At 74.1% G+C, this 23,180-nt stretch carries 19 protein-coding genes and 1 pseudogene; 7 read left to right on the forward strand and 13 right to left on the reverse strand.

Annotated features, from left to right (window positions below):
- Positions 1-265 precede the first annotated feature (265 nt).
- A complete protein-coding gene (locus ACZ7H1_RS26695) occupies positions 266-799 on the forward strand; it encodes a hypothetical protein (protein ID WP_470790308.1) in 534 nt (177 codons plus the stop codon).
- A gap of 146 nt (positions 800-945) precedes the next feature.
- Here the strand turns inward: ACZ7H1_RS26695 and ACZ7H1_RS26700 are convergent, their stop codons facing one another.
- Complete coding sequence (locus ACZ7H1_RS26700) at positions 946-1,530, reverse strand: hypothetical protein (RefSeq protein WP_470790309.1); 585 nt, start codon at positions 1,528-1,530, stop codon at positions 946-948.
- 346 nt (positions 1,531-1,876) lie between these two features.
- Between ACZ7H1_RS26700 and ACZ7H1_RS26705 the strand changes: the two genes are divergently transcribed.
- Entirely contained in the window at positions 1,877-2,542 is a 666-nt protein-coding gene (locus ACZ7H1_RS26705) for a class F sortase (RefSeq protein WP_470790310.1), read from the forward strand.
- Between the two features lie 80 nt (positions 2,543-2,622).
- Here ACZ7H1_RS26705 and ACZ7H1_RS26710 read toward each other — a convergent pair whose 3' ends face one another.
- From ACZ7H1_RS26710 to ACZ7H1_RS26720, 3 genes are all read right to left on the reverse strand, one after another.
- Positions 2,623-3,537, reverse strand: coding sequence for a polysaccharide deacetylase family protein (locus ACZ7H1_RS26710; protein WP_470790311.1), 915 nt, complete (start codon positions 3,535-3,537; stop codon positions 2,623-2,625).
- Between the two features lie 146 nt (positions 3,538-3,683).
- Positions 3,684-7,064 carry a bifunctional lysylphosphatidylglycerol synthetase/lysine--tRNA ligase LysX gene (gene lysX / locus ACZ7H1_RS26715; RefSeq protein ID WP_470790312.1) on the reverse strand — a complete coding sequence of 1,127 codons (3,381 nt, stop codon included), beginning with the start codon at positions 7,062-7,064 and terminating at the stop codon, positions 3,684-3,686.
- 56 nt (positions 7,065-7,120) lie between these two features.
- A complete protein-coding gene (locus ACZ7H1_RS26720) occupies positions 7,121-8,320 on the reverse strand; it encodes a CapA family protein (RefSeq protein WP_470790313.1) in 1,200 nt (399 codons plus the stop codon).
- A gap of 326 nt (positions 8,321-8,646) precedes the next feature.
- Between ACZ7H1_RS26720 and ACZ7H1_RS26725 the strand changes: the two genes are divergently transcribed.
- Together ACZ7H1_RS26725 and ACZ7H1_RS26730 are read left to right on the forward strand one after the other, a co-directional pair.
- Positions 8,647-9,204 (forward strand): sigma-70 family RNA polymerase sigma factor, encoded by a 558-nt coding sequence (locus tag ACZ7H1_RS26725; protein ID WP_470790314.1) that lies wholly within the window; start codon positions 8,647-8,649, stop codon positions 9,202-9,204.
- 208 nt (positions 9,205-9,412) lie between these two features.
- On the forward strand, positions 9,413-9,877 hold the full coding sequence (locus ACZ7H1_RS26730) for a hypothetical protein (protein WP_470790329.1): 465 nt from the start codon (positions 9,413-9,415) through the stop codon (positions 9,875-9,877).
- A gap of 116 nt (positions 9,878-9,993) precedes the next feature.
- Here ACZ7H1_RS26730 and ACZ7H1_RS26735 read toward each other — a convergent pair whose 3' ends face one another.
- The 8 genes and pseudogenes from ACZ7H1_RS26735 to ACZ7H1_RS26770 form a co-directional block, all read right to left on the reverse strand.
- The gene (locus ACZ7H1_RS26735) at positions 9,994-11,220 is read right to left on the reverse strand and encodes a histidine kinase (protein ID WP_470790315.1); all 1,227 of its coding nucleotides are present in this window, start codon (positions 11,218-11,220) and stop codon (positions 9,994-9,996) included.
- Complete coding sequence (locus ACZ7H1_RS26740) at positions 11,217-12,959, reverse strand: sodium/solute symporter (protein ID WP_470790316.1); 1,743 nt, start codon at positions 12,957-12,959, stop codon at positions 11,217-11,219. The genes ACZ7H1_RS26735 and ACZ7H1_RS26740 overlap by 4 nt, the downstream gene beginning before the upstream one ends.
- Before the next feature lie 116 nt (positions 12,960-13,075).
- A pseudogene (locus ACZ7H1_RS26745) lies at positions 13,076-13,453 on the reverse strand (hypothetical protein); the annotation flags it as partial.
- Positions 13,453-14,250 carry a LytR/AlgR family response regulator transcription factor gene (locus tag ACZ7H1_RS26750; protein ID WP_470790317.1) on the reverse strand — a complete coding sequence of 266 codons (798 nt, stop codon included), beginning with the start codon at positions 14,248-14,250 and terminating at the stop codon, positions 13,453-13,455. The gene ACZ7H1_RS26750 and the pseudogene ACZ7H1_RS26745, both read right to left, overlap by 1 nt.
- 18 nt (positions 14,251-14,268) lie before the next feature.
- Positions 14,269-15,129, reverse strand: coding sequence for an Fpg/Nei family DNA glycosylase (locus ACZ7H1_RS26755; RefSeq protein ID WP_470790318.1), 861 nt, complete (start codon positions 15,127-15,129; stop codon positions 14,269-14,271).
- A 144-nt stretch (positions 15,130-15,273) separates the two neighbouring features.
- Complete coding sequence (locus ACZ7H1_RS26760) at positions 15,274-15,708, reverse strand: VOC family protein (protein ID WP_470790319.1); 435 nt, start codon at positions 15,706-15,708, stop codon at positions 15,274-15,276.
- Between the two features lie 5 nt (positions 15,709-15,713).
- Positions 15,714-17,759 carry a SpoIIE family protein phosphatase gene (locus ACZ7H1_RS26765; protein WP_470790320.1) on the reverse strand — a complete coding sequence of 682 codons (2,046 nt, stop codon included), beginning with the start codon at positions 17,757-17,759 and terminating at the stop codon, positions 15,714-15,716.
- Between the two features lie 51 nt (positions 17,760-17,810).
- Positions 17,811-19,091 (reverse strand): DUF6777 domain-containing protein, encoded by a 1,281-nt coding sequence (locus ACZ7H1_RS26770; protein WP_470790321.1) that lies wholly within the window; start codon positions 19,089-19,091, stop codon positions 17,811-17,813.
- Between the two features lie 186 nt (positions 19,092-19,277).
- Between ACZ7H1_RS26770 and ACZ7H1_RS26775 the strand changes: the two genes are divergently transcribed.
- The 3 genes from ACZ7H1_RS26775 to ACZ7H1_RS26785 all read left to right on the forward strand — a co-directional run bounded on the left by ACZ7H1_RS26775 (position 19,278) and on the right by ACZ7H1_RS26785 (position 21,959).
- On the forward strand, positions 19,278-19,817 hold the full coding sequence (locus ACZ7H1_RS26775; RefSeq protein ID WP_470790322.1) for a YndJ family transporter: 540 nt from the start codon (positions 19,278-19,280) through the stop codon (positions 19,815-19,817).
- Positions 19,814-20,347 carry a DUF1990 family protein gene (locus ACZ7H1_RS26780; protein ID WP_470790323.1) on the forward strand — a complete coding sequence of 178 codons (534 nt, stop codon included), beginning with the start codon at positions 19,814-19,816 and terminating at the stop codon, positions 20,345-20,347. The genes ACZ7H1_RS26775 and ACZ7H1_RS26780 overlap by 4 nt, the downstream gene beginning before the upstream one ends.
- A 76-nt stretch (positions 20,348-20,423) precedes the next feature.
- Positions 20,424-21,959, forward strand: a complete 1,536-nt coding sequence (locus ACZ7H1_RS26785; RefSeq protein WP_470790324.1) for a lipase maturation factor family protein — start codon at positions 20,424-20,426, stop codon at positions 21,957-21,959.
- Here the strand turns inward: ACZ7H1_RS26785 and ACZ7H1_RS26790 are convergent.
- Entirely contained in the window at positions 21,945-22,940 is a 996-nt protein-coding gene (locus ACZ7H1_RS26790; protein WP_470790325.1) for an NAD-dependent epimerase/dehydratase family protein, read from the reverse strand. The genes ACZ7H1_RS26785 and ACZ7H1_RS26790 overlap by 15 nt on opposite strands.
- Positions 22,941-23,180: the final 240 nt, after the last annotated feature.

A 23,180-nucleotide genomic window follows, 5' to 3' on the forward strand; every position in this document is an offset into this window, starting at 1 on the left:
TCCCTTCTTTCTCCCCAGCGTGTCCCCCCTCTACTCACCCTCCCCCCCTCCCCCCCCCCCCCTCTTCCCCCTCCCCCCCCCCCCCCCCCCCCCCCCCCCCCCCCCCCCCCGCTTCCCCCGGAGGGAGCACCGGGCTACCCCGTTCGCCTGACCCTGATCGCGGGTCGGCTTGCACGCACCTAGCGTGGCGGACATCGAGGTGCACGACCCCCCACATGTGGAACCGGTTTCCGCAGCTGCTCCTCGGGGACCCGGAGGAATCACCATGCGTGCGATACGCACCGCTTCCGCCTCACTGCTCACCGCCGGCGCGACCGTCGCCGTGTTCGCGTTCGCCGTTCCCGCCGCCACCGCGGCCGGAGCACAGCCCGTCACTTCGTTCGGCTTCGCCATCACCCCCTCGACGGTGGCACCCGGCGGTCAGACCACCCTCACCGTCACCGGCTGCAGCGCGGCCTACGCCACCGCTTCCTCCGGCGTCTTCGACACCGTGAGCATCCCGCGGGGCCAGCCCGTACGCGTCGTCGTGGACCGGGACGCCCGGCGCGGCGCCCACTACTCGGTCTCCTTCACCTGCAACGGCGAGACCGGCTCGGCCGACCTCACCATCGCCACCCTGGCCACCCTCGCCCCGCCCACCACCCGTTCGACGGCTGCCGCCGCCGTGCGCGGCGGACTCGGCGGCAGCGTGGCCGGCGCCGACCCCACGACCATCGCCGCCGGCGCCGCACTCTTCCTGGCCGCGGCCGCCGGCACCACGTACGCGGTGCGCCGCCGGGTGACCGACCGCCGCCACTGACCGCGCCGTACGCCCTCCACCACCGCTCACACCCGCCACGTCCTCCACACCTGCCACGCCCGGAGCCCCGATTCCCGGACAGGACTCGGGGCTCCGGGCGTCGATGCGTTCCGGCCGGAAGGGCCGGCGGCCTCGCCGCCGGCCGGTCAGGGGCGGCCGCGGACCGAGCGGCGACGACGCATCACGTGCACGCCCGCGCCCAGTGCCGCCATGCCCACGAGCCCGGCGCCCATCGCGGTCTCGGCGGTGGACGGGCCGAAGGAACCACCGAGACCACCCTGAGCACCATTGCCCCTCAAGACCCGGAACTCGTGAGTGCCGACGGCCCGGCTGTCGTGGCACCGGACGCTCAGCGTGTGGCTGCCGGGCGTGGCGTCGTCGTAGATGCGGACGGTCGCGAAACCGATGCGGCCCGGCGAGAGGCGCGTCTCCTCGAAGTTGCCGCGGGAGAAGACCGTACCGCCGTCGCGGCAGCCGCTCGCACTGACGTCCATCCGGGCCCCCTGGTGCACGCTGAGGGGGTTGACCGTGATGTCACGCGGCACGTCGCCGCCATTGCCGCCGAAACCGCCGCCGTTCCCGCCGAAACCGCTGCCATTGCCGCCGCGGCCGTCGCGGCCGTCGCGGCCGTCGCCGCCGCCGGGGTCACCGCCCGCTGTGGCGGCCGGCGCCGCCAGACCGATGGCGGCGACGGCCGCTGCGGTCGCCAGAAGAACGCGTGCAACACGCATGGTCGAACCTCCAGAGGGAAGGCGCCCCGGGGCTGTTGCCACGGGATGATCGACGAGAACGCCTCCCATGACGAACCCTCACGGAGTCTCTGCTTCCGCGCATTTTGGACTTGGGCCGCCCGGCTGAGGCGACACGCCGGGTGAATCTGACGGTTCCGCAGGTCACGGACTGTCAGGACATTTATGTGACCTTTACTCGGATGGCTGCATCCGTCCCGGTCCAGGGCGCTGCACCGCCACTCGTTCGCCGTCTCCCGGGTCGCCGCCCGGTCCGCACCGACCTACCGTGCGGGGAGGAGGGGGAAGAGAACGCGGGACGGGACCCCCGCGTCGGGAAGGGAGAGACATGTTCGAGGACGAGACCGGGCAGGAACGCAGGAGACGCTCTCCCTGGGGAGTGCTGGCCCTGGTCATGCTCACCGGCCTCGCCATGATCCGGAACGGCGCGGATGCCGAGTCGGGCCCACCGCAGCCCGCCGCTGCCGCCGCGGTCGGGGTCCGGCCGGACACCCTCGCCACGGCCGCGCCCACGCCCCCGGCCGACCTGGAAGCCCTGGAGCACTCCACGGTGGAGCGGATCCGGATCCCCTCCATCAGCGTCGACGCACCCGCGATGACGGTCGGTCTGGACGCGGAGGGCTGGATCGACGCCCCTCCCCCTCAGGACCCGAACCTGGCCGGCTGGTACCTCAACGGCATCGCGCCGGGCCAGCGCGGCTCGGCGGTGATCGTGGGGCACGTCGACAACGAGAAGGGCCCCGCGGTCTTCTACGGCCTCGGCTCGGTGCGCAAGGGCGACGACATCGAGGTCACGCGCTACGACGGCCGCACCGCGGTGTTCGAGGTGTACGGCGTCGAGGTGTTCTCGAAGAACTCCTTCCCCGGCCCGCGGGTGTACGGCGACACCGGCCACGCCGAGCTCCGCGTGATCACCTGCGGCGGCGGCTACTCCAAGGCCGGGGGCTACGACGGCAACGTCGTCGTGTTCGCCCGCATGGTCGAGGTCCGCTAGCGGGCGTCCACGCCGACCTCCCCGGCCCTCCCCGGGCCGGGCGGGCAGGGCACCCGGCAGAACCGGCGGGTTCGGCGGCCTCAGCCGCGGGCCGGCAGCCGGGGCAGCGTCATCCGGTAGCCGCGGTCCAGGAGCCGCGGCAGGTACCAGCGCAGGGCGTCCACGCTCTGGGAGCGGTTCCCGCCCGCGTCGTGCGACAGCACGATCACGCCCGGTCCGGCGCCCCGCAGGACCCGCTGCACGATGGCCGCGGAGCCGGGCTCCTTCCAGTCCAGGGTGTCGACCGTCCAGGCGAGCGGTTCCATGCCCAGCTCCGCGCCGATCTCGAACGCCGCGCGGTTCCAGGCCCCGTACGGCGCCCTGAACCAGACGGGCGCCGCGCCCGTGGTGCGGGCCACGACATCGCTGGTGCGGCCGATCTCCCAGGCCAGGGCCGGCCGGGTCAGTTTCGGGATCAGCGGATGGGTCCAGGTGTGGTTGCCGATCACGTGACCCTCGGCGGCCATCCGGCGCAGCAGGTCGCGGTTGTCGGCGGCCATCTCGCCGCAGACGAAGAAGACCGCCCGGGTGCCGTAGCGGGCCAGGGTGTCGAGGATGCCCGGGGTGTATCGGGGGTCGGGTCCGTCGTCGAAGGTCAGCACCATGTTGCTGCCCTCGGGCGGGATGCCGAGCAGGGGCCGGGTGCGGACCGGCGGCCTCGCGGGGCGCTGCCGGGCCGGCAGCCCCTCGGTCATCGGACTGAGCCGGTACGAGGACGGGATCTGCGGGCGCGCGGCCTGCGGCGGTCCGCCGGCCGGCGGCGGGGCGGCCGAGGGCCCGGCACCGTGCGGCTGTGCTCCGCCCGCGCCTGCGGGGCCCGGGGCGGTACGGGCGTTCCCACCGGAGTCGAAGGCCTCTTCCCCGGCGAGCAGTCCGGCGGCGACGGCGGCTCCGAGGAAGGCGGCGCTGCGGCGCAGCAGCACCCGGCGCCCCGGAGTCAGCTCTTCAGATTTCATTACCAATAGCTCGCACGGCAGACAGCGTGGAGCGCTCATCAACACTGGTCAAGAGGGGGAAAGCACCCAATGGGACCAGCACGCGACACGTGGCCGGAAGACGGTGCGGGGGGCCGGAATTCGCCCCCTGTGCGCGTCAGGGTCCGTCAGGACTTGCGCACCAGCGGGAACGGCAGCGTCTCGCGGATCGTCAGACCCGTGAGGAACATGACCAGCCGGTCGACGCCGATGCCCAGGCCCCCGGTGGGCGGCATCGCGTACTCCAGGGCGTCGAGGAAGTCCTCGTCGATCTCCATGGCCTCCGGGTCGCCGCCCGCGGCCAGCAGGGACTGTGCGGTGAGCCGGCGGCGCTGTTCGACCGGGTCGGTCAGCTCCGAGTAGGCGGTGCCCAGTTCGGTCCCGAAGGCGACCAGGTCCCAGCGCTCGGCGAGCCTCGGGTCCTTGCGGTGCTGGCGGGTCAGCGGGGAGACGTCCGTCGGGAAGTCCTTGTAGAAGGTGGGCAGTTTGGTCTTCTCCTCCACCAGCCGCTCGTACATCTCCAGCACCACGTCGCCGCGGGTGTCCTCGGGGGCGTGCGGGACCCCGGCGCGGTCGCACAGCCGGCGCAGCACGTGCTCCTCTGTGTCGGCGTCGACCTCCTCGCCGAGGGCCTCGCCGATCGCTCCGTACATCGTCTTGACCGGCCAGGGCCCGGAGATGTCGTGCTCGACGAGCTTGCCGCCGGGGCCTGCCTTGCGGGCGAGGGGGCTGCCGAAGGCCGCGGTCGCGGCGCCCTGGATCAGCTCGCGGGTCAGGTCGAGCATGACGTCGTAGTCGGCGAAGGCCTGGTACGCCTCCAGCATCGTGAACTCGGGGTTGTGCTTGTACGAGACGCCCTCGTTGCGGAAGGTGCGGCCCATCTCGAAGACCTTCTCCATGCCGCCCACGCACAGCCGTTTGAGGTAGAGCTCGGGCGCGATGCGCAGGTAGAGGTCGAGGTCGTAGGCGTTGATGTGGGTGGTGAACGGCCGGGCGTTCGCGCCGCCGTGGATCTGCTGGAGCATCGGGGTCTCGACCTCCAGGAAGCCCCGGTCCAGCAGGCCCTGGCGCAGCGCCTGCACGGCGGTCGAGCGGGCCCGCACGACGTCCCGGGCGTCGGGGCTCGCGACGAGGTCCAGGTAGCGGCGGCGCACCCGGGCCTCGGGGTCGGCGAGGCCCTTGCGCTTGTCGGGCAGCGGGCGCAGGCACTTGCCGGTGAGCTGCCAGGACGTGACCACGACGGAGAGCTCGCCGCCGCGGCTCGCGCCCACCTCGCCGGTGGCCACGACGTGGTCGCCGAAGTCCACGTCGGAGGTGAAGGAGCCGAGCACGCCGGCCCCGGATCCGTCGCGGGTGAACATCAGCTGGAGGTCGCCGGACCAGTCGCGCAGCACCGCGAAGACCACGCCGCCGAGGTCGCGTACGACCATCACCCGGCCGGCGACGGTGACCTGCTGCCCGGTACGGGCGCCGGCGGCGAGGCCGGCGTGGGCGCGGCGCAGCTCGGCCACCGTGTGCGTGCGTACGGGGATGCCCACGGGGTACGGGTCGGTGCCCGCGGCGCGCAGCCGGTCCAGCTTCCGGTGCCGGACGCGGACCTGCTCGGGTCGGCCTTCCGCGGCGTCGGGGGCGGCTCCGCCCTCCTCGGACAGGCCGAGGGAGGCGATCGAGGGAAGGCCCGCGGTGGTGGCGGGCGGGGTGACGCCGGCCGGGTGGCCCTTGCCCCACAGCTTGCGCAGGCTGGGTACGGACACGAAGCCCTCGGCGATGCCGGAGGCCAGGCTGATCCGGGCGAGGGAGCCGGCGTCGGCGTAGCAGAGCATGCGCGGGTACCACTCGGGGCCGTACTTGACGTTGGACCGGTAGAGGGCCTCCAGCTGCCACCACTTGGAGAAGAAGAGCAGCAGCCTGCGCCACAGCCGCAGCACGGGGCCGGCGCCGATCCGGGCGCCTTCCTCGAAGACCGAGCGGAAGACGGCGAAGTTGAGCGAGATGCGCCGGATGCCGAGCCGGGGCGAGGCGGCGCACAGTTCGGCGACCATGAACTCCATGACCCCGTTGGGGGCCTTGCGGTCGCGGCGCATCAGGTCCAGGGAGATGCCGTCCCGGCCCCAGGGGACGAACGACAGCAGGGCGATCAGGGTGCCGTCGGCGTCGAAGGCCTCGACGAGCAGGCACTCCCCGTCGGCGGGGTCGCCGAGCCGGTCCAGGGCCATCGAGAATCCGCGCTCGGTCTCGGTGTCGCGCCACGTGTCGGCGCGGTCGATGATCCGGCTCATCTCCTCGTCGCTGAGGGCGGAGTGCCGCCTGATCTGGGTGGTGCACCCGGCCCGGCGGACCCGGTTGACGGCCTGCCGGGTGACCCGCATGTCCCGGCCGTCCAGGTCGAACTGCGCCACGTGCAGGATCGCCTCGTCGCCGAGCTGGAGCGCGCCGAGGCCCGAGCGGGCGTAGGCGGTGGCGCCGGTCTCGGAGGCGCCCATGACGGCGGGCGCCCAGCCGTGCTTGCGGGCGACGGCCAGCCAGGCGTCGACGGCCGGGCTCCAGGCCCCGGGGTCGCCCACGGGGTCGCCGCTGGCCAGGCAGACTCCGGCCTCGACCCGGTAGGTGACGGCCGCCTTGCCGTTGGGCGCGAACACGACCGCCTTGTCCCGGCGGGTGGCGAAGTAGCCGAGGGAGTCGTTGCGCCCGTACGCGCCGAGCAGGGCGCGGATCCGCGGCTCTTCGTCGTCGTGCAGGGCGGCCGTCAGCCGCTGGGAGCGGAACAGCGTCGCGGCGGCGTTGAGCAGGGCGAGGGCGCCGAAGAGGCCGAGGAGGAAGTACAGCGGCCGCGGTGGCCTTCCGTCGAACTGCCGGGCGGAGAAGAGGCCGCCGAAGACCTGCTTGGCGGCCCAGTCCAGCCACTGGCCGCGCGGGAGGGTGCCGGGCCAGATGGCGACGAGCGCCCAGCCGAGCAGTACGGCGGCGAGCAGCCCGAGACCGAGGACGAGCACGGCCCGCCAGAAGGCCCCGGTCCGGGAGGCGGCGTAGAACTCCTTGCGGGCCAGGACCAGGACCACCATGGCCGCGACGGCCAGGGCGAAGGAGGAGCCGGAGACCAGGTACTCCCCGTCGGCCAGGTAGATCAGGTCGACGAGGAGGAGCAGGGTGAGATAGGCGACGACGATCCACCAGGCGACCTTCTTGCGGGCGCCGAGGGCGGCGGCGAGCAGGAAGAGGAAGACGGCGTAGGCGAGGTTGGCACTGACGGGGACGACGACCTCGTCGAGGAAGCGGACGACGGGCCGCAGCAACCGCCGCAGGCCGGGGGAGAGCGCGAGCAGGGCGCACAGCAGGCCGAGCACGCCGAAGAAGGCCCCGAAGGCGTCGGGCACCCGGTTCAGGAAGCGCTGCCCGGCGCCCGGGGTCCGCTGCGCGTCGCGCGCCTTCCGCCCCTTGGGCCCCGTGCCGTGCTCGCGCGGATCGCGGGGGCGTCGGGGCTCCGGTGTCTCCTCCACGCGCACACTCATGCTTGGCACTCTAGGGAGACCGGCGCCGGTCCGCGCGGCGGGGAAGGGGGGCTTCCTCAGCGGCCCATCGTGAGGCCGTCCTTCTCCGCGCCGCGGCCGAGGACCGCCTCGCGGACGGCTTCCTGGGCGGTGCGGTAGTCCTCGCGGTCCGGCTGCTCGGCCAGTCCCGCGGGCAGGTTCGCCAGGCGGCCGGCGCCGTGGTCCATCCACTGCGGGATGAACTCGGCCTTGGTGACGCGCCAGCGCGTGCCCTCCGCGGCCGGCGGTTCGAAGCGGAAGCGGCCGAGGGAGCCGTAGTTGCCGCGCGGATCGTACGCGCCGGAGTGGTTGAACATCCGGCCGGCGATCTGGTCGCCCATGCCGTAGACGATCCAGGTGCCGTTGACCTTCTCGTAGGCCTGCGGGACGTGCGCGTGCGTGCCGAGGATCAGATCGATGTCGGGGCGGCCCGCGGTCTGCGAGGCGGTCAGGGTCCTACCCAGTGCCAGCTGCACCTCGTCGGGTTCGGTCTGCCACTCGGTGCCCCAGTGCAGGCTGACCAGCACCACGTCGGCACCGGCCTTCCGGGCCGCCCGGGCGTCCGCGACGATCTTCGACTCGGTCATCGGGTTGACGGCCCAGGGCCGGCCCTCCGGCATCGGGTAGCCGTTCGTGCCGTACGTATAGGCCAGATGGGCGACGCGGGCCGAGCCGGCGGTGTACGTCGCGGCCCTCGCGGCCTCGGCGGCGGTGCGGGCCGAGCCCGCGTGGCCCAGCCCCGCCTTGTCGAAGGCGTCCAGGGTCCGGTCCAGTCCATCGGCCCCGTCGTCGAGGGTGTGGTTCGAGGCCGTGGAGCAGCCGTCGTAGCCGGTGGCCTTGAGGGCTTCGGCGACCTGCGGCGGGGACTTGAACGCCGGGTAGCCGGTGAACGGGCCGCCGTCCGGCCCGAAGACCGTTTCCATATGACACAGGGCCAGGTCCGCCGCCTGCACGACGGGCTTGACCGGCGCGAACATCGGCTTGAAGTCGTATCCGTCGGCGCCCGCGTCGTCGGCGGCCTTCTGGATGACCGAATCGTGCGGCAGCACGTCACCGCTGGCCACGAGCGTGAATCCGCGGGCCGGCGCCGATCCGGAGGCGGCCGGCGGGGTCTTCTTCTGCTGCGGGTCCGCCAGGCGCGCCGGCGCCTGGCCCCCCGCCGCGCTGCAGCCTGCGGCGGCCGCCGCCAGCACGGCCGCCAGAAGCGCCACGGTCCCCCGCGTGCGTCGCTTGCGCATGTTCCCCAGCTCCCCGTCATAGGACTTAGTGGATTTATACGACTATCCGATCGTCTGAATCCATAGGGGAAGAGGGGTGAAGTCAAGGAGCGGTGCCGTCCGCATCACCGGATCGGACGCGGACGCGGACGTGACCGCCTGCCGGGGCGCGGGCCGTTCGGCGCACCGATCGACCGTTCGTCGTGTCCGGCGGCCGTCCGACGGACCCGGCGGGCGCTTGGGCGCGCGGCCCCGGCAGGGCGGTTCCCGACCGGTCACCCGCAGGTCAGGGTGGGTTCACCGGAGAACCCACGCCAGGAAAAGGCCCACGGAAGGAGCCCCCACCGGTGAGCAGCTCCACGACCCTCGGGCGCACGGGCGCCGATGCCCTCGCCGACCTCCAGCGCGAGCACGGCCGGGCCCTGTTCGGCTTCCTCGTCGGCCTCACCCACGGCGACGCGCAGCGGGCCGAGGACCTGGTCCAGGAGACCCTGGTCCGGGCCTGGCAGCACCCCGAGGCCTGGGACACGCCGCACGACTCGATGCGGCCGTGGCTGTTCACGGTCGGGCGGCGGCTCGCGATCGACGCCCGCCGGGCCCGCCTCTCGCGCCCGCAGGAGACCGACGCCGACGCCCTGGACCTGACCACCGACCCCCGGGACCCGGTGGCGGGCACGGTCACCGCGATCGACATCCGGCGCGCGGTCGGCTCGCTGGCCCGCGAGCACCGCGAGGTGCTCGTCGAGGTGTACTTCCGCGACCGCTCCGTGACCGAGGCGGCCCGGGAGCTCGGGATCCCCGCCGGAACGGTCAAATCCCGTACGTACTACGCCCTGCGCGCCCTCCGGGACGGGCTCCCGGGGTACGGCCGCCCGGACGGGAACCCGGCAGCCGGAGCACGCTGACCGGAAATGGCCGGAAACGTGAACAGTGCGCCCACGGGGCGCATCGAATTCGCCATCAGACCGTTCAAGTTGAGTAAACGCCCCCCGTCCGGCGAGCCGCGGAGTGAAGGCTCGTCCCTGACGGCCGGAAGCTCGACACGCGGGAGAAGGTGGAACGGTGCATCCCGAGGGTACGAACGGCACCAGTGACGGGGGGCTCGCAGTGCCCATGGCGTGGCTCTACGCGGAGTACATCGCGGACGAGCTGCTGCGCACGGGCCGACTGATCCCGGTCAGCACCCTGGAGTTCCGGGCCGGACGGGACACCCTGGCCCTGACGATCTACCTTTCGGACGCCGCGGGCGAGCTCTCCGGTATCCGGGTGGTCTCCCAGCTCGACGAGTGGCTCTGCCTGACCGCGTACGGGCACCCCTGGCGGGACTGGGTGCACACCCGGTTCCTCGAACTGGGCGAGACCGCCCGGGAACTGGGCGGGGAGGACCCCGACCTGGAACTGGCCCGCGCGGCCTGGCGCTGGCTCGACCGCACGGAGCTGTACGCGACCCAGCTGGACCCGGGCCGCCTCACGGAGGACGACGACGGCCCCCCGCCGGTCGACGAGAACACCCGCGTGTGGACCCCTGCCTGGCAACTGGGCCTTCCTCTGGGCCACTTGGCGATGCACCTCTTCTAGGGGCGATCGGTACGAGCCAATGTGCGGACGGTCGAAATCGCACGCCCGGCGCGCCGGCGCACACCGGCGGGGGCGACGCGGGCGCGAGAACCGTACGACCCGCGACCGCCGGCGGCTCAGTCGGGAACCGCTCCCCCGCCGCCGCCCGGGTGGACCCCCGCCCGGTACTTCGGTACGCGGACCGTCACCTTCATGCCCGCCCCCACGCCCGTCTCGATCACGAGCCCGTACGCGTCGCCGTAGACCTGGCGCAGCCGCTCGTCGACGTTGCGCAGGCCGATGCCGGACGAGGCGGGGCCGTGGCCGGCGAGCAGGTCGCGCAGGACTGCGGGTTCCATGCCGACGCCGTTGTCCTCGACGGTCACGACCGCCTCGGCGCCCGCGTCCCGGGCCGCGATGGTGATCCGGCACTCCGCGACGGAGTCCTCCAGCCCGTGCTTGACGGCGTTCTCCACCAGCGGCTGGAGGCACAGGAACGGCAGTGCCACCGGCAGCACTTCGGGCGCCACCTGGAGGGTGACGGTGAGCCGGTCCCCGAAGCGGGCCCCGGCCAGGGCCAGGTACTGCTCGATGGAGCGCAGTTCGTCCGCGAGGCGGGTGAACTCGCCGTGCCGGCGGAAGGAGTAGCGGGTGAAGTCCGCGAACTCCAGGAGCAGTTCCCGGGCGCGCTCCGGGTCCGTGCGGACGAACGACGCGATCGCCGCGAGCGAGTTGAAGATGAAGTGCGGGGAGATCTGCGCGCGCAGGGCCCGGATCTCCGCCTCGATGAGCCGGGTCCGCGACCGGTCGAGTTCGGCCAGTTCCAGCTGCACGGAGACCCACCGCGCGACCTCGGTCGCCGCCCGCACCAGGACCGCCGACTCGCGCGAGCCGTAGGCGACGAGCGCGCCGAGCACCCCCTCCTCGCCCGTCAGCGGGGCGATGACCGCCCAGCGCAGCGGGCAGTCGGGCTCCTCACAGCCCGTACGGAAGCTCTGGCTGCGCCCCGAGTCGAGCAGCTGGTCCACCTTGGCCATCACCCGGTCCTGGTGGTGCCCGCTGCCGGGCCCGTCCCAGGCGAGCACCCCGCTGCGGTCGGTCAGGCAGAGCGCCTCGGTGCCCAGCAGCGGGCGCAGTCCGCGGACGGCCCGGCGGGCGGTGTCCTCGGTGAGGCCGGCGCGCAGCGGCGGGGCGGCGAGGGAGGCCGTGTGCAGGGTGTGGAAGGTGGCCCGCTCCACCGGGGTGCCGAGGTCGAGGTCCGAACGGTCGCCGCGGCGGGCCGCCCACAGCCGTCCGGCCAGCACGCCGCTCCCCAGCAGGGCGAGCCCCGCCGGCAGCAGGGCGGCTAGCGTCAGCGCGGTCACGTACGCGCCTCCCTGCTCGCCCTGTCCGCGCCGCTTCCGGACTCCGGCTCCTCCGGCAGGTGCAGCCGGGTGAGCGTGGCCGCGGTGCCCGCCGGGATCCGGTGCGGGGTGGCCAGCGAGACCAGCACCATGGTCAGGAAGCCGAGCGGCACCGACCAGACGGCCGGCCAGGCCAGCAGGGTGTGCGCCCAGCCTCCGCCCGGCAGTCCGGTCCGGGTGGCCAGCACGGCGCCCAGAGCGGCCCCGCCGCCGACGAGCAGCCCGGTGGCCGCGCCGGGGGCCGTGAGCCGGCGCCACCAGATGCCCAGCACCAGCAGCGGGCAGAAGGAGGACGCGGAAACCGCGAAGGCGAGCCCGACCGCGTCGGCCACCGGCACGTTGGTCGCGAACCGGCTCAGGACCAGCGGGACCGCCATGGCCAGTACGGTCGCGAGCCGGAAGTGCCGTACGCCGCGCGAGGGCAGGGCGTCCTGGGAGAGCACCCCGGCGACCGCCATGGTGACCCCGGAGGCCGTGGAGAGGAAGGCGGCGAAGGCCCCGCCCGCGAGCAGCGCGCCGAGAAGGTCCCCGCCGACCCCGCCGATCATCCGCTCGGGGAGCACGAGGACGGCGGCGTCGGCGGTTCCGGTGAGGGCCAGTTCGGGGGCGTAGATGCGGCCGAGGGCGCCGTACACCGGGGGGAGCAGGTAGAAGGCCCCGACCAGGGAGAGCACGGCGAGGGTGGTGCGGCGGGCGGCCGCGCCGTGCGGGCTGGTGTAGAAGCGCACCGCGACGTGCGGGAGCCCCATGGTGCCCAGGAAGGTCGCGAGGATCAGCCCGTACGTGGCGTACAGGGGGTGTTCCTCGCGGCTGCTGGACAGCGGCTGGGACCAGCGGGAGCCGCCCGCGGACCCGGCCCGTTCGGGCACCCGGGCGCCGGCCGGGAAGCGGAGTTCGGTGCCGGCCTCGAAGCGGTGCAGGCCCGGTGCCAGGGTCAGCGGCCCCAGGTGGTGGATGCTGCCGTCCACCCGCCCGGTGGCGGTGACGGTCAGGGGCTCGTCCAGCCGGACCCGGACCGTGTCGGCGACCCTCACCACGGTCTGCTCCCGGAAGGCGGGCGGTTCGGCGAACCGGGCGCGCGGGGCGTCGTCGCCGAGCCAGGCGGCCGTCAGGAAGAGCGCGGGCACGAGCAGGGCGGTGAGTTTGAGCCAGTACTGGAAGGCCTGGACGAAGGTGATGCTGCGCATGCCGCCCGCCGCGACGGCCCCGGTGACCACGAGGCCTACGACCAGCGCGCCGACCCAGTCCGGGGCGCCGGTCAGGATCTCCAGGGTCAGTCCGGCGCCCTGGAGCTGCGGCAGCAGGTAGAGCCAGCCGATGCCGACGACGAACAGGCCGGAGAGGCGGCGCACGGGCAGCGACTCGAGTCGGGCCTCGGCGAAGTCCGAGAGGGTGTACGCGCCGGAACGGCGAAGCGGAGCCGCCACGAGCACCAGCAGGACGAGGTATCCGGCCGTGTAGCCCACCGGGTACCAGAGCATCTCGGGGCCCTGGAGCAGGACCAGCCCCGCGATGCCGAGGAAGGACGCGGCGGAGAGGTACTCCCCGCTGATGGCGGCGGCGTTCAGGCCGGGCCCGACGGTGCGGGAGGCCACGTAGAAGTCCGAGGTGGTCCGGGAGATGCGCAGGCCGAGGGCGCCGATGAGGACGGTGCCGAGGACCACTGCCGTGACGGCGGGCACGGCGTAGGCGGGGTTCACCCTGCGGCCCCCGGGCGGGGCACGGGACCGGCCTGCCCGCCGGGACCGGCACGGCGGTCGGGCTGTACGGGCACGGCGGGATCTCCGGGCTCTGCGGGCTCTGCCGGGTGGTCCGCGATCAGCCCGGTGAAGTCGCGCTCGTTGCGCTCGGCGCGGCGGACGTAGCGGCGGGCGGTCAGCCACAGCACGGGGTGGACACCGAGCCCGAGGAAGACCCAGACCAGCGGGGCGGGGGCGGCGGCCCCGCCGGGCCGCTGCGGGAGGACGAAGAGCAGCGGGAGGCTGCCGACGAGCAGCACCAGCGTGGCCAGCGCCCTGAGCGCGGCGCGCAGCTGACTGCGCATCAGTGCGCGGACGTACGTGGCGCCGAGGCTGGTCTGCTCGGTGATCTCGGAGCGCGCCGGGGTGTGCCCGGGGGCCCGTCTGCGGGCGGTCAGCGGCACGCCGGTGACGGTCTCCCGGCGCGGCTGCGGGCCGCCGTCCTGGGCGGCCATCAGCCGCGGGCCCGGCGCATCAGGAGGTCCCGCAGCTCCCGGGCGTGGCGGCGGCTGACGGCGAGTTCGGCCGGGCCGATCCGCACGGTGGTCGCCCCGGCCTCGACGCGCAGTTCGTCGATGCGGCCGAGGGCGACGAGGTGGCGGCGGTGGATGCGGACGAAGCCGCGGTCGGCCCAGCGCTCCTCCAGGGCGGAGAGGGCGATGCGCACGAGGTGGCTGCCGTCGGCCGTGTGGAGACGGGCGTAGTCGCCCTGCGCCTCCGCGTACGCGATCTCGTCGACGGGCACGAAGCGGGTGACGCCGCCCAGTTCGACGGCTATCTGCTCGGGCGCGGGGGACGGGACGGAACGCGCCGGCGGGACACCGGGCAGGTCCGGCCCGGCGGCGGGACCGGCCTGGAGCGCGGCCGCCCGGTCGCACACGCGGCGCACCGCCTCGGCCAGCCGCTCGCGGCGTACCGGCTTGAGGACGTAGTCCACGGCCTTGAGGTCGAACGCCTGGACGGCGAAGCCCTCGTGGGCGGTGACGAAGACCAGGTGCGGGGGCCGGGCGAAGCCGGACAGCAGCCGGGCGACGTCGAGGCCGGTGAGACCGGCCATGTGGATGTCGAGGAACACCACGTCGATGGCGTCCGCGCCGTCCGGGCCGGCTTCCAGGGCACGTCCGATGCGGCGCAGTGCTCCGGTGGCGTCGGTGGCGCCCTCGGCGCTGCTCACCCGCGGATCGGCCCGCAGCAGGTACAGCAGCTCTTCCAGAGCGGGTCTTTCGTCGTCGACGGCCAGTGCGCGCAGCATGCCCGGAGTGTAGAGGGGCTATTTGAGCAGGCGGGAGAGGCGTCGGTCGGCCAGCGGCTTGCCGCCGGTCTGGCAGGTGGGGCAGTACTGGAGGGAGGAGTCGGCGAAGGAGACCTCGCGGACGGTGTCCCCGCAGACCGGGCAGGGCTCGCCGGTGCGGCCGTGTACGCGCATCGCGCTCTTCTTCTCCGCCTTGAGCAGTCCCGCCGCGAGCCCGTGGGAGCGCTCGACGGCCTCCGCGAGGGTGGTCCGCACGGCCTCGTACAGCAGGTGCACCTCCGCGGCATCGAGCTTCGCGGCGAGCTTGAACGGCGAGGTGCGGGCCGCGTGGAGGATCTCGTCGCTGTACGCGTTGCCGATGCCGGCGATGACGCCCTGGTCGCGCAGGACGCCCTTGATCTGGCGCCGCTCCCCCGCGAGGAGCCCGGCGAAGCGCTCTTCGGTGAAGGCCTCGGCGAGCGGATCGGGTCCCAGGCGGGCGATGCCGGGCACGTCGCCGGGGTCGCGGACGACGTACACGGCGAGCCGCTTCTGTGTACCGGCCTCGGTGAGGTCGAAGCCCGCTCCGCCGTCGAGGGCGACGCGCAGCGCGAGGGGTCCGCGGCCCGGACGCGGCGGCGCCGCGGGCAGGCTGTCCTGCCAGCGCAGCCAGCCGGCGCGGGCGAGGTGGGTGACGAAGTGCAGGTCCCCGAAGGGGACGGCGAGGAACTTCCCGTGCCGCGCGGTGCGGCCGGCGGTCAGCCCGACGAGCGCGTCCAGCGGCGGGTCGTACGTCTTGAGCACGCTGACGGCGACGGGCCAGACCTTCTCGACGGTCCGCCCGGTGAGGTGCTCGTCGAGGAATTCCCTGAGGGCTTCGACCTCCGGCAGCTCGGGCATGCTCCCAGCCTGCCGCAGGCCGGGAGCGGCCGCAGGTCGTGACGGGCGGGGGCCGGCACGGGCGGGGCCCGGAACGCGCTTCGGAGGCCGTGGCACGTTTCGGAGGTCGTGGCGCGCCGCAGGCCGTGGCGGGGCGCGCGGGCGTCAGGGGGTGCCGAAGTCCGGGAGGACGAGGGTCCCGTCGGGGGCGAGCGTGAATCCGGGGTTGTGGGCGATCTCCCACGGGTGCCCGTCGGGGTCGGTGAAGACGCCCGCGTAGCCGCCGTAGAAGGTCTCGGCGGCGGGCCGGGTGACGCTCGCCCCGGCGGCGCCGGCGGCCGCGAGGACCGCGTCGACCTCCTCGCGGGTACGGACGTTCTGCGCGAGGACGATGCCGCCGAACTCCGGCGGCGGCCCGGCGGGCAGCCCGCTGTCCGCGGCGAGCAGCTCGCGGCTCCAGAGGACCAGCGCCACGCCGCCCGCCTGGACGAACACGGTGTCCTGCACCTCCTGGCCGTGCCAGCCCAGGGCCTCGTAGAAGGCCCTGGCCCGGGCCAGGTCGGTGACACCGAGCGTGATCAGGCTGATGCGCGGCTCCATGCGGGTCAGGACATCACGAATTCGCACCACACGCACTTGCCGCTGCCGCGCGACTCCACGCCCCAGACCTCCGTCAGCCGGTCCACCAGCATCAGACCGCGGCCCGAGACGCCCGACTCCCCGGCCTCGCGGCGCCGCGGCAGGGCGCTGGAACGGTCCTCGACCTCGACGCGCAGACGGCGTTCGGGGCCGCTGAGGACCCGCAGGGTGACGATCGCCGGGCCGTCGGTGTGCATCAGGGCGTTGACGATCAATTCGTCCGCGACGAGCTCGATCTCGTCGGAGCGCTCCCGGGCTCCCCAGGCGCGGACCGCCGCGCCGATCATGTGGCGGGCGGAGGCGAGGGCTTCCGGGTCGCCCTGGGCCACGTGCTGCTGGAGCCGGCCCCCGGCCTGCGGGGCGTCCTCGACCCGGCGGCGCAGCAGCAGGAGCGCCATGTCGTCGTCTCCGCCGCGGTCGTCGACGATCTCGCACAGCCGGTCGGCGAGCTCCTGGAGGTCCTCCGGCCCGCTGCGGATCCGGGAGGTCAGCAGCTGGATCCCGTCGTCGAGGTCGGCACCGGGCTGCTCCACGAGTCCGTCCGTGCACATGAGGAGGGTCTCGCCCGGGTCGAGTTCGACGGCGGTGACCGGGTACTCCAGACTGCCGAACTCCGCGGACAGGCCGAGCGGCATCCCCCCGGTGACGGGCAGCCTGCGGCAGTCGCCGCTGCGGGAGCGCAGCAGCGGGTCGATGTGCCCGGCGCGCACGAGCTGGATCACCCCGGTCGACAGGTCGGCCTCGGCGTAGGTGCAGGTGGCGAAGCGGTCGGTGTCCAGTTCGTGGAGGAAGACGGAGGCGCGGGCCATGACGGTGGCCGGAGCGTGCCCTTCCGCGGCGTAGGCGCGCAGCACGATGCGCAGCTGTCCCATGACGGCCGCCGCGTGCGTGTCGTGGCCCTGCACGTCTCCGATGACGGCGCCGACCCGGCCGCCGGGCAGCGGGATCACGTCGTACCAGTCGCCGCCGATGTCCCGGCCCATGCGGGCCGAACGGTAGCGGACGGCGATCTGCGCGCCGGGCACGGCCGGGATCCGGCGCGGCAGCATGGCCTGCTGGAGCCCTTCGGCGAGGTCGTGCTCCTGCTCGAGCAGCATGGCGCGCTGGAGGCTCTGCGCGATGCTGCTGCCGAGGGCGACGAGCAGGTTGCGCTCCTCCTGGGTGAAGCCGTCCTTGTCCTGGTAGAGCAGCCCGATCGCGCCGATGGGGCGGGCCTGGGCGATCAGCGGCAGGTACGCGGCCGCCGAGATCCGCATGTACGAGATCTTGGACCAGAGGCCGGGATAGCCCTGCGCGAACTCCTCCTCGGAGTCGATGAACCGCGGCTGGAGCGAGCGGACCACCTCGCTCATCGGGTACTGCTCGTCGATGCGGGTGTAGCGGGTGCCGGGCACGAAGCTGCCGACCGGTCCCTCGGCGACGAGGTGGATGCGCCCCGCCTCGACCAGCCCCATCACCATGCCCATCGAGCCGAGGCGCTCCAGGCCGTGGTTGTCGCTGAGCGCGTCGATGACGTCCTGGACGGTGCGGGCGTGCGCGAGGGCGGCCGTGGTGCCCTCGACCACGCTGGTCTGCCGGCGCCGCTCCTCGTCGAGGCCGAGGCGTTCGGCGGAGTGGCTGAGCTCCTCGGTGGCGTCGCGGACGATGCCGATGATGCGGTACGGGCGGCCCTCGGTGTCGCGCAGGACCCGGCCCTGGGTGTGGGTCCAGCGGAGCCGGCCGTCGCGGCACCGGATGCGGAAGTACGCGCCGTAGCTCTCCACACCGCTCTTGAGGGCGCTGGAGACGAGCGCGTCGAGGCGGATGGCCTCGGCGGGCGGGACCCGCGGGGCCAGCGACTCGGGGCGGCCGTCGTACTCCCCGGCAGGCGTGTCGAAGACGTCGAGGGCGGGCCCGTCCATGTGCATGAGGCCGGCGACCAGGTCCCAGTCGAAGCTGCCCATGCGGTTGAGCGCGAGGCTCTGGTCCGGGTGTGCGGGCCAGTCGTCCGGCAGGGATACGGTGGTCGGCACCGATCCACCATGACACTCTTCGCCGGATTCCTCGACAGGAGGCGGCGTGGTTCAGGCGCTCTCCGGCGGGCGGCCCTCATCGGTGCTCCCGGAGCCGTCCCGGGCGTCGACCGGCTCGTAGCCGTCCTCGTAGGAGTCGCCGTACGCATCGCCGTCGCCGTCGCCGCCGTACGCATCCCCGTCGCCGTACGCATCGCCGTCGCCGTACGCATCCCCGTCGCGGCCGTCCTGCGAATCGCCGTACCGGTCGTCGTCTGCGGCGCCGTACCCGTCTTCGTCTGCGGTGCCGTACCCGTCTTCGTCTGCGGTGCCGTAACTGTCCCCGTACCGGTCGGGGCCTTCGTCCGGCTGCTCGTCTCCGCGGGTCCGCCGGTCCGGGTCGGAGCGCGGCACGGCCTGTCGTTCCGCGGCGCCGGGCGTGGCGGGCGCGCTGGGCGCTGCCGGGGTGGCCCGCGGGGCGGGGGCGTTGTCGGGGACCGGGCCGCTGGGGTCGTGCAGCGGCGCAACGGCCGGCGCCCTGTCCTGCGCGCCGTCGTCACCGGCCCGTCGCTCGATCCAGGTGTTGTTGGTGATGTTCACGATGACCAGGCTGTCGACCGCCTCCGTGGTCGGCTTGACGACCACGACCTGGGAGGGCTCGAAACCCGGCCACACCGCGCCCCGGTGGGCGCCCGCCTGGTTCTCGGTCGGCGGCATCAGCGGGTTCCCGGCCGCGCACCGGACGCGGGGCAGGCCGTACTCGTCGACGAGCACGGCGGTGCCCGCCTGGAGGACGGCCTGGTAGGCCTTGGCCCGGCCGCCGCGGAAGCCGTGGTTGGTGACGCGGGTGTCGGCCCGGAGCACCACGGGGGTGAGCTCGCGCAGGAATCCGTCGACCTTGGCCTGCTCGATGCCGGCGGCCGCGGCGAAGGCCCGCGCCCGCTCCCGGTCGGCGGTCAGGGAGCGGACCTGCTGTTCCACATCGCAGCTGCCCCGCTTGAGGGTGCCGCCGTACAGCCCCGGGGTGGAGCCCGTGATGGCCCGCAGGGCCTGGGGGGCGGCCTGGGCTTCGCGGGCGCTCCCCCCGGCGTCCGGTCCCGGCGCGCCCTGCCGCCCCGGGACCGGCGCCGCGGGCTGCTCCGACCGGGGGCTCGCGGGCCGGGTGAGGGCCGCCGCAGAGGTGGCGGAGGAGGCCGTGAAGGGGTCCGGCCCGGAGGCGGCGACGGGCTGGAGGAGGATCTCCTGGACGGGCGGGCCGGGGTGGGGCGGAGGCTCGCTGTCGCAGCCTGCGGCGGCGAACAGGCCGAGCGCGGCCGCACTGGCCAGGGCGTAGCGACGTACCGGTCCGTGCACCTGAAACTCCTGCCTCTTCGCCCTGGATTGCCCCTCAATGTCTGCCTCACTCGCGCTCGCCCTGCAAGCCGGGATCCGCCGAATGCACCCCGGCACGCCTGAGTCTTGAACGCGTTCAAGAAACCTCGTATGGTTCACGGCGTAGGACTTGAACACGTTCAAAGGACGTGGAGGGGGGTGTTTGCCGTGTCCGCGCTCACGGCCCTGGTGAACCCGGTCGCCACCCTCGGCATGCTGGTCGTCGTACCGGCCGGGCTGGGGCTCATCGACCGCGACGGCCTCGCCCCGGTGCGGCGGATCTGGCCGCTGTTCGCGGTGCCCGGCGCGGTGGCCCTGTGGCTGCCGCGCGGGCTGCCCGCGACCACCCTGGCCGTCGTCTACACCGCCGGCACCCTGCTGGTATTGGGCGGGTACTTCACCGACGACTGGGTGGAGCTCGCCGGGGCGGTGGTGCTGACCGCGGGGATGTGGGCGGTCGCCCGGCACACCTGGCGCGAACCGCGCATCCGGGCCCGCGACCGCCTCACCCGCGCCCTCTTCGCCGTCTCGGCCGCCGTCCTGCCGGCGACCATGCTGCTCGCCCTGTGGTGGGCGCTGGGCGAAGCGACCGGGATGACCCACCCCACCCTGACCTGGATGGCCGCGACCCACGGCCTCGGAAACGCCATCGGATTCGCACTGTGCTCGGTGCCGGCCTGGCACCGGCTGAAGGAGACACCACGATGACCCGTCTCACGAGCATCCACCGGGACACCGTCAACTACCCCGAGCGCGGCGCCACCCGGGCGCGCCCGCTGCCCTCCGGCTACAACCACCTGCACCACCGGGTGGCCCTCGGACACGGCCGCGAGGTGTTCGAGCGCGCCGGCACGGCCGTGACCACCTTCCGGATGCACCGGGCCGCCGGGGTGCGGGTCCGCGCCGAGCGCGTGCCCGCCGCGGCCGGGGACGGCGTCGAGTGCGCCGTCGGTATCGGTCGGGCGCGGATCACCGCCCCCTGCGAGGTGATCTGGACGGCGTACCGGCCGACGCTGACGGGATTCGCCTACGGGACCCGGCCCGGCCACCCCGAGCTGGGCGAGGAGTCGTTCCTGGTCGAGCTGGCCGCGGACGGCACTGTCTGGTTCGAGGTCACCGCCTTCAGCCGCCCCGGGCGCTGGTACACGCGGCTCGCCGGCCCGCTCGTCCCCTTCCTCCAGCTCCGGTACGCCCGCCGGTGCGGCCGGACCCTGCGGCGGCTCGCTGCGGGCGGCTGACCGGCCCGCGGCGGATACTGGAGGCATCGGGGGAACGCACCCCCGGCAGCGGCGGCACCCGCGAGGGCGAGCGGCGATGGAGTGGTTCACGGCACCCGAGTACTGGCTGAGCCGGCTGGTGTTCCAGCGGACTCTGGCCGTGGTGTACCTCGTGGCCTTCCTCTCGGCCGCCCTCCAGTTCCGGGCGCTGATCGGGGAGCGGGGCATGCTGCCCGTTCCCGAGTACGTCCGCTGGGTGCCGTTCCGGCGCTCCCCGAGCCTGTTCCAACTCCGCTACTCCGACCGCCTCTTCGCCTGCTGCGCCTGGGGCGGGGCGGCGCTGTCGGCGGCCGTGGCGGCAGGGGCCGCGGACGCGGTGCCGCTGGGCGCCGCGATGGGGATGTGGGCGGCGCTCTGGGCGGCGTACCTCTCCATCGTGAACGTCGGCCAGACCTGGTACGCCTTCGGCTGGGAGTCGCTGCTGCTGGAGGTCGGCTTCCTCGCCGTCTTCCTGGGCAACGACCGCGTCGGGCCGCCCGTCCTGGTGCTGTGGCTGCTGCGCTGGGTGCTGTTCCGGGTGGAGTTCGGGGCGGGGCTGATCAAGATGCGCGGCGACGCCTGCTGGCGCAAGCTGACCTGCCTCTACTACCACCACGAGACCCAGCCGATGCCGGGGCCCCTGAGCTGGTTCTTCCACCGGCTGCCCCGGCCGCTGCACCGGGTGGAGTGCGGCGCCAACCACGTCGCCCAACTCCTGCTGCCGGTCCTGCTGTTCGCGCCGCAGCCGGTCGCGTCCGTGGCTGCGGGGATCATCGCGGCCACCCAGCTGTGGCTGGTGCTGTCCGGGAACTTCTCCTGGCTGAACTGGCTGACCATCGCGCTCGCGCTGTCCGCCGTCGACGTCACGTCCTTCGGCGGCCCGTCCCGCGCCCAGCCGCAGGCGCCCGTCTGGTACGCCGTGCTCGTGTGCGCGCTGACGGCCCTCGTCCTCGTCCTCAGCCGCCACCCGGTGCGCAACCTGCTCTCGCGCCGCCAGGTGATGAACCGCTCCTTCGACTCCCTCCACCTGGTCAACACCTACGGGGCGTTCGGCACCGTCGGCCGGATCCGGGACGAGGTCGTGGTGGAGGGCACCCGGGACCCGCTGCCGCGGCCTTCGAGCGAGTGGCTCGCGTACGAGTTCAAGGGCAAGCCGGGCGACGTGCGGCGGATGCCGCGCCAGTTCGCGCCGTACCACCTGCGGCTGGACTGGCTGATGTGGTTCGCCGCCCTCTCCCCCGGCTACGCCCGCGACTGGTTCGGGCCGTTCGTGACCCGGCTGCTGGAGAACGACCGGGACACGCTGCGGCTGCTGCGGCACAATCCGTTCCCCGGCGCCCCGCCCCGCTACGTCCGCGCCCGGCTCTACCGGTACCGGTTCACGACATGGCGCGAACTGCGCGCCACGGGTGCCTGGTGGCACCGCACGCTGCTCCGCGACTTCCTGCCCCCGACCCGGCTGGCGGGGCCGGCGGACGCCTGGGAGGAAGACGGGGCAGCGGAGGCAGCGGGCGGGGGCGAGGCGGACGGGGAGCAGAAGAAGCAAAGGGAGCAGAGGGAGCAGAGGGAGAGGAAACGCTCAGCCGCGGAGTAGGGCCGCCTCCCGCTCCGGGTCGAGACCCGGCGCGGGCCGGTCGGCGCGCTGGGGGGCGGGCCCGCCGAGCGAGCGCAGCCACTGCCAGGTGTCGGCGACCGTCTCGGCGACGGGACGGCAGCGCAGCCCGGCGGCGACGGCCTTGCTCACGTCCCCGCCGTGCATGTGGTGGTGCGCTTCGTCCCCCTCGGGGATCCAGACCGGCAGGTCGCTCCACGGCTCGACACCGGCCGCCAGGATCGGGGCGGGGTCCGTCCAGCGGAGCTCGGCGCCGCCGCCGGTGACCTCGGCGCAGGCCTCCAGCAGGCTGCCCATCGTGGCGTGGCCGGGCGGGGAGACGAGGTTGTACGCCCCGCCGAGTCCCTTGACCGCCGCGTCGAGGGACCAGATCGCCAGGTCGCGCACGTCGATGTACTGGATCGGCAGGTCGCGGGGTCCGGGCGCGAGCACCTCGCCGCCGCGGGCGGTGCGGCCCAGCCACCAGGGCAGCCGGCCGACGTTCTCGTACGGGCCCAGGATCAGGCCGGCGCGCACCAGCAGGGCGCGGTCGCCGAACGCGTCGAGGGCGGCCAGTTCGCCGCCCCGCTTGTCCTCGGCGTAGGCCGTCTCCGCGGCGTCGGGCGAGCTCTCGACGAGGGGCGCGTCCTCCGTGGCCCCGGCTGCGGCCGGCCAGGTGTAGACGGAGCGGCTGGAGATGTAGACGTAGTGCCCCACCCGCCCGCTGAGCAGCCGCGCGCTGTCGCGGACCGCGGTGGGGGCCCCGCCCCAGGTGTCGACGACGACGTCCCACGCCCCCTCGGGGAAGGCGCCGAGGGCGGCGAGACCGTCGGGGGCGGTGCGGTCGCCGTGCACGGAGGCCACGCCGGCCGGGGGAGCGTGGCGGCCGCGGTGGAAGACCGTCACCTCCCAGCCCCGGCCCAGGGCTTCCTCCGTGATCGCACGGCCGACGAACTCGGTACCACCCAGTATCAGAAGTTTCATGGAGTCAGCCTGCCGGACCGGCAGCGGCCGGGACAGTCAAGATCGCCGAGAGCGGACTCCACCCTCGGCGAACAGGCGCACACGCGCACAGGCCCACGGACGCGGAGCAGACATGTACCCGGACGCGGGGGGGGGGGGGGGGGGGGGGGGGGGGGGGGGGGGGGGGGGGGGGGGGGGGGGGGGGGGGGGGGGGGGGGGGGGGGGGGGGTGGGGTGGGGTTTTCTTCGTTCCTACGCGGTA

The sequence above is a fragment of the Streptomyces sp. NPDC037401 genome (assembly GCF_055602345.1).

Excerpts from the sequence above, each read along its gene's own strand:
- ACZ7H1_RS26695 (WP_470790308.1), top strand. The coding sequence starts at position 266 with ATGCGTGCGATACGCACCGCTTCCGCCTCACTGCTCACCGCCGGCGCG.
- ACZ7H1_RS26700 (WP_470790309.1), bottom strand. The coding sequence starts at position 1,530 with ATGCGTGTTGCACGCGTTCTTCTGGCGACCGCAGCGGCCGTCGCCGCC.
- ACZ7H1_RS26705 (WP_470790310.1), top strand. The coding sequence starts at position 1,877 with ATGTTCGAGGACGAGACCGGGCAGGAACGCAGGAGACGCTCTCCCTGG.
- ACZ7H1_RS26710 (WP_470790311.1), bottom strand. The coding sequence starts at position 3,537 with ATGAAATCTGAAGAGCTGACTCCGGGGCGCCGGGTGCTGCTGCGCCGC.
- lysX (WP_470790312.1), bottom strand. The coding sequence starts at position 7,064 with ATGAGTGTGCGCGTGGAGGAGACACCGGAGCCCCGACGCCCCCGCGAT.
- ACZ7H1_RS26720 (WP_470790313.1), bottom strand. The coding sequence starts at position 8,320 with ATGCGCAAGCGACGCACGCGGGGGACCGTGGCGCTTCTGGCGGCCGTG.
- ACZ7H1_RS26730 (WP_470790329.1), top strand. The coding sequence starts at position 9,413 with ATGGCGTGGCTCTACGCGGAGTACATCGCGGACGAGCTGCTGCGCACG.
- ACZ7H1_RS26750 (WP_470790317.1), bottom strand. The coding sequence starts at position 14,250 with ATGCTGCGCGCACTGGCCGTCGACGACGAAAGACCCGCTCTGGAAGAG.
- ACZ7H1_RS26755 (WP_470790318.1), bottom strand. The coding sequence starts at position 15,129 with ATGCCCGAGCTGCCGGAGGTCGAAGCCCTCAGGGAATTCCTCGACGAG.
- ACZ7H1_RS26760 (WP_470790319.1), bottom strand. The coding sequence starts at position 15,708 with ATGGAGCCGCGCATCAGCCTGATCACGCTCGGTGTCACCGACCTGGCC.
- ACZ7H1_RS26780 (WP_470790323.1), top strand. The coding sequence starts at position 19,814 with ATGACCCGTCTCACGAGCATCCACCGGGACACCGTCAACTACCCCGAG.
- ACZ7H1_RS26785 (WP_470790324.1), top strand. The coding sequence starts at position 20,424 with ATGGAGTGGTTCACGGCACCCGAGTACTGGCTGAGCCGGCTGGTGTTC.
- ACZ7H1_RS26790 (WP_470790325.1), bottom strand. The coding sequence starts at position 22,940 with ATGAAACTTCTGATACTGGGTGGTACCGAGTTCGTCGGCCGTGCGATC.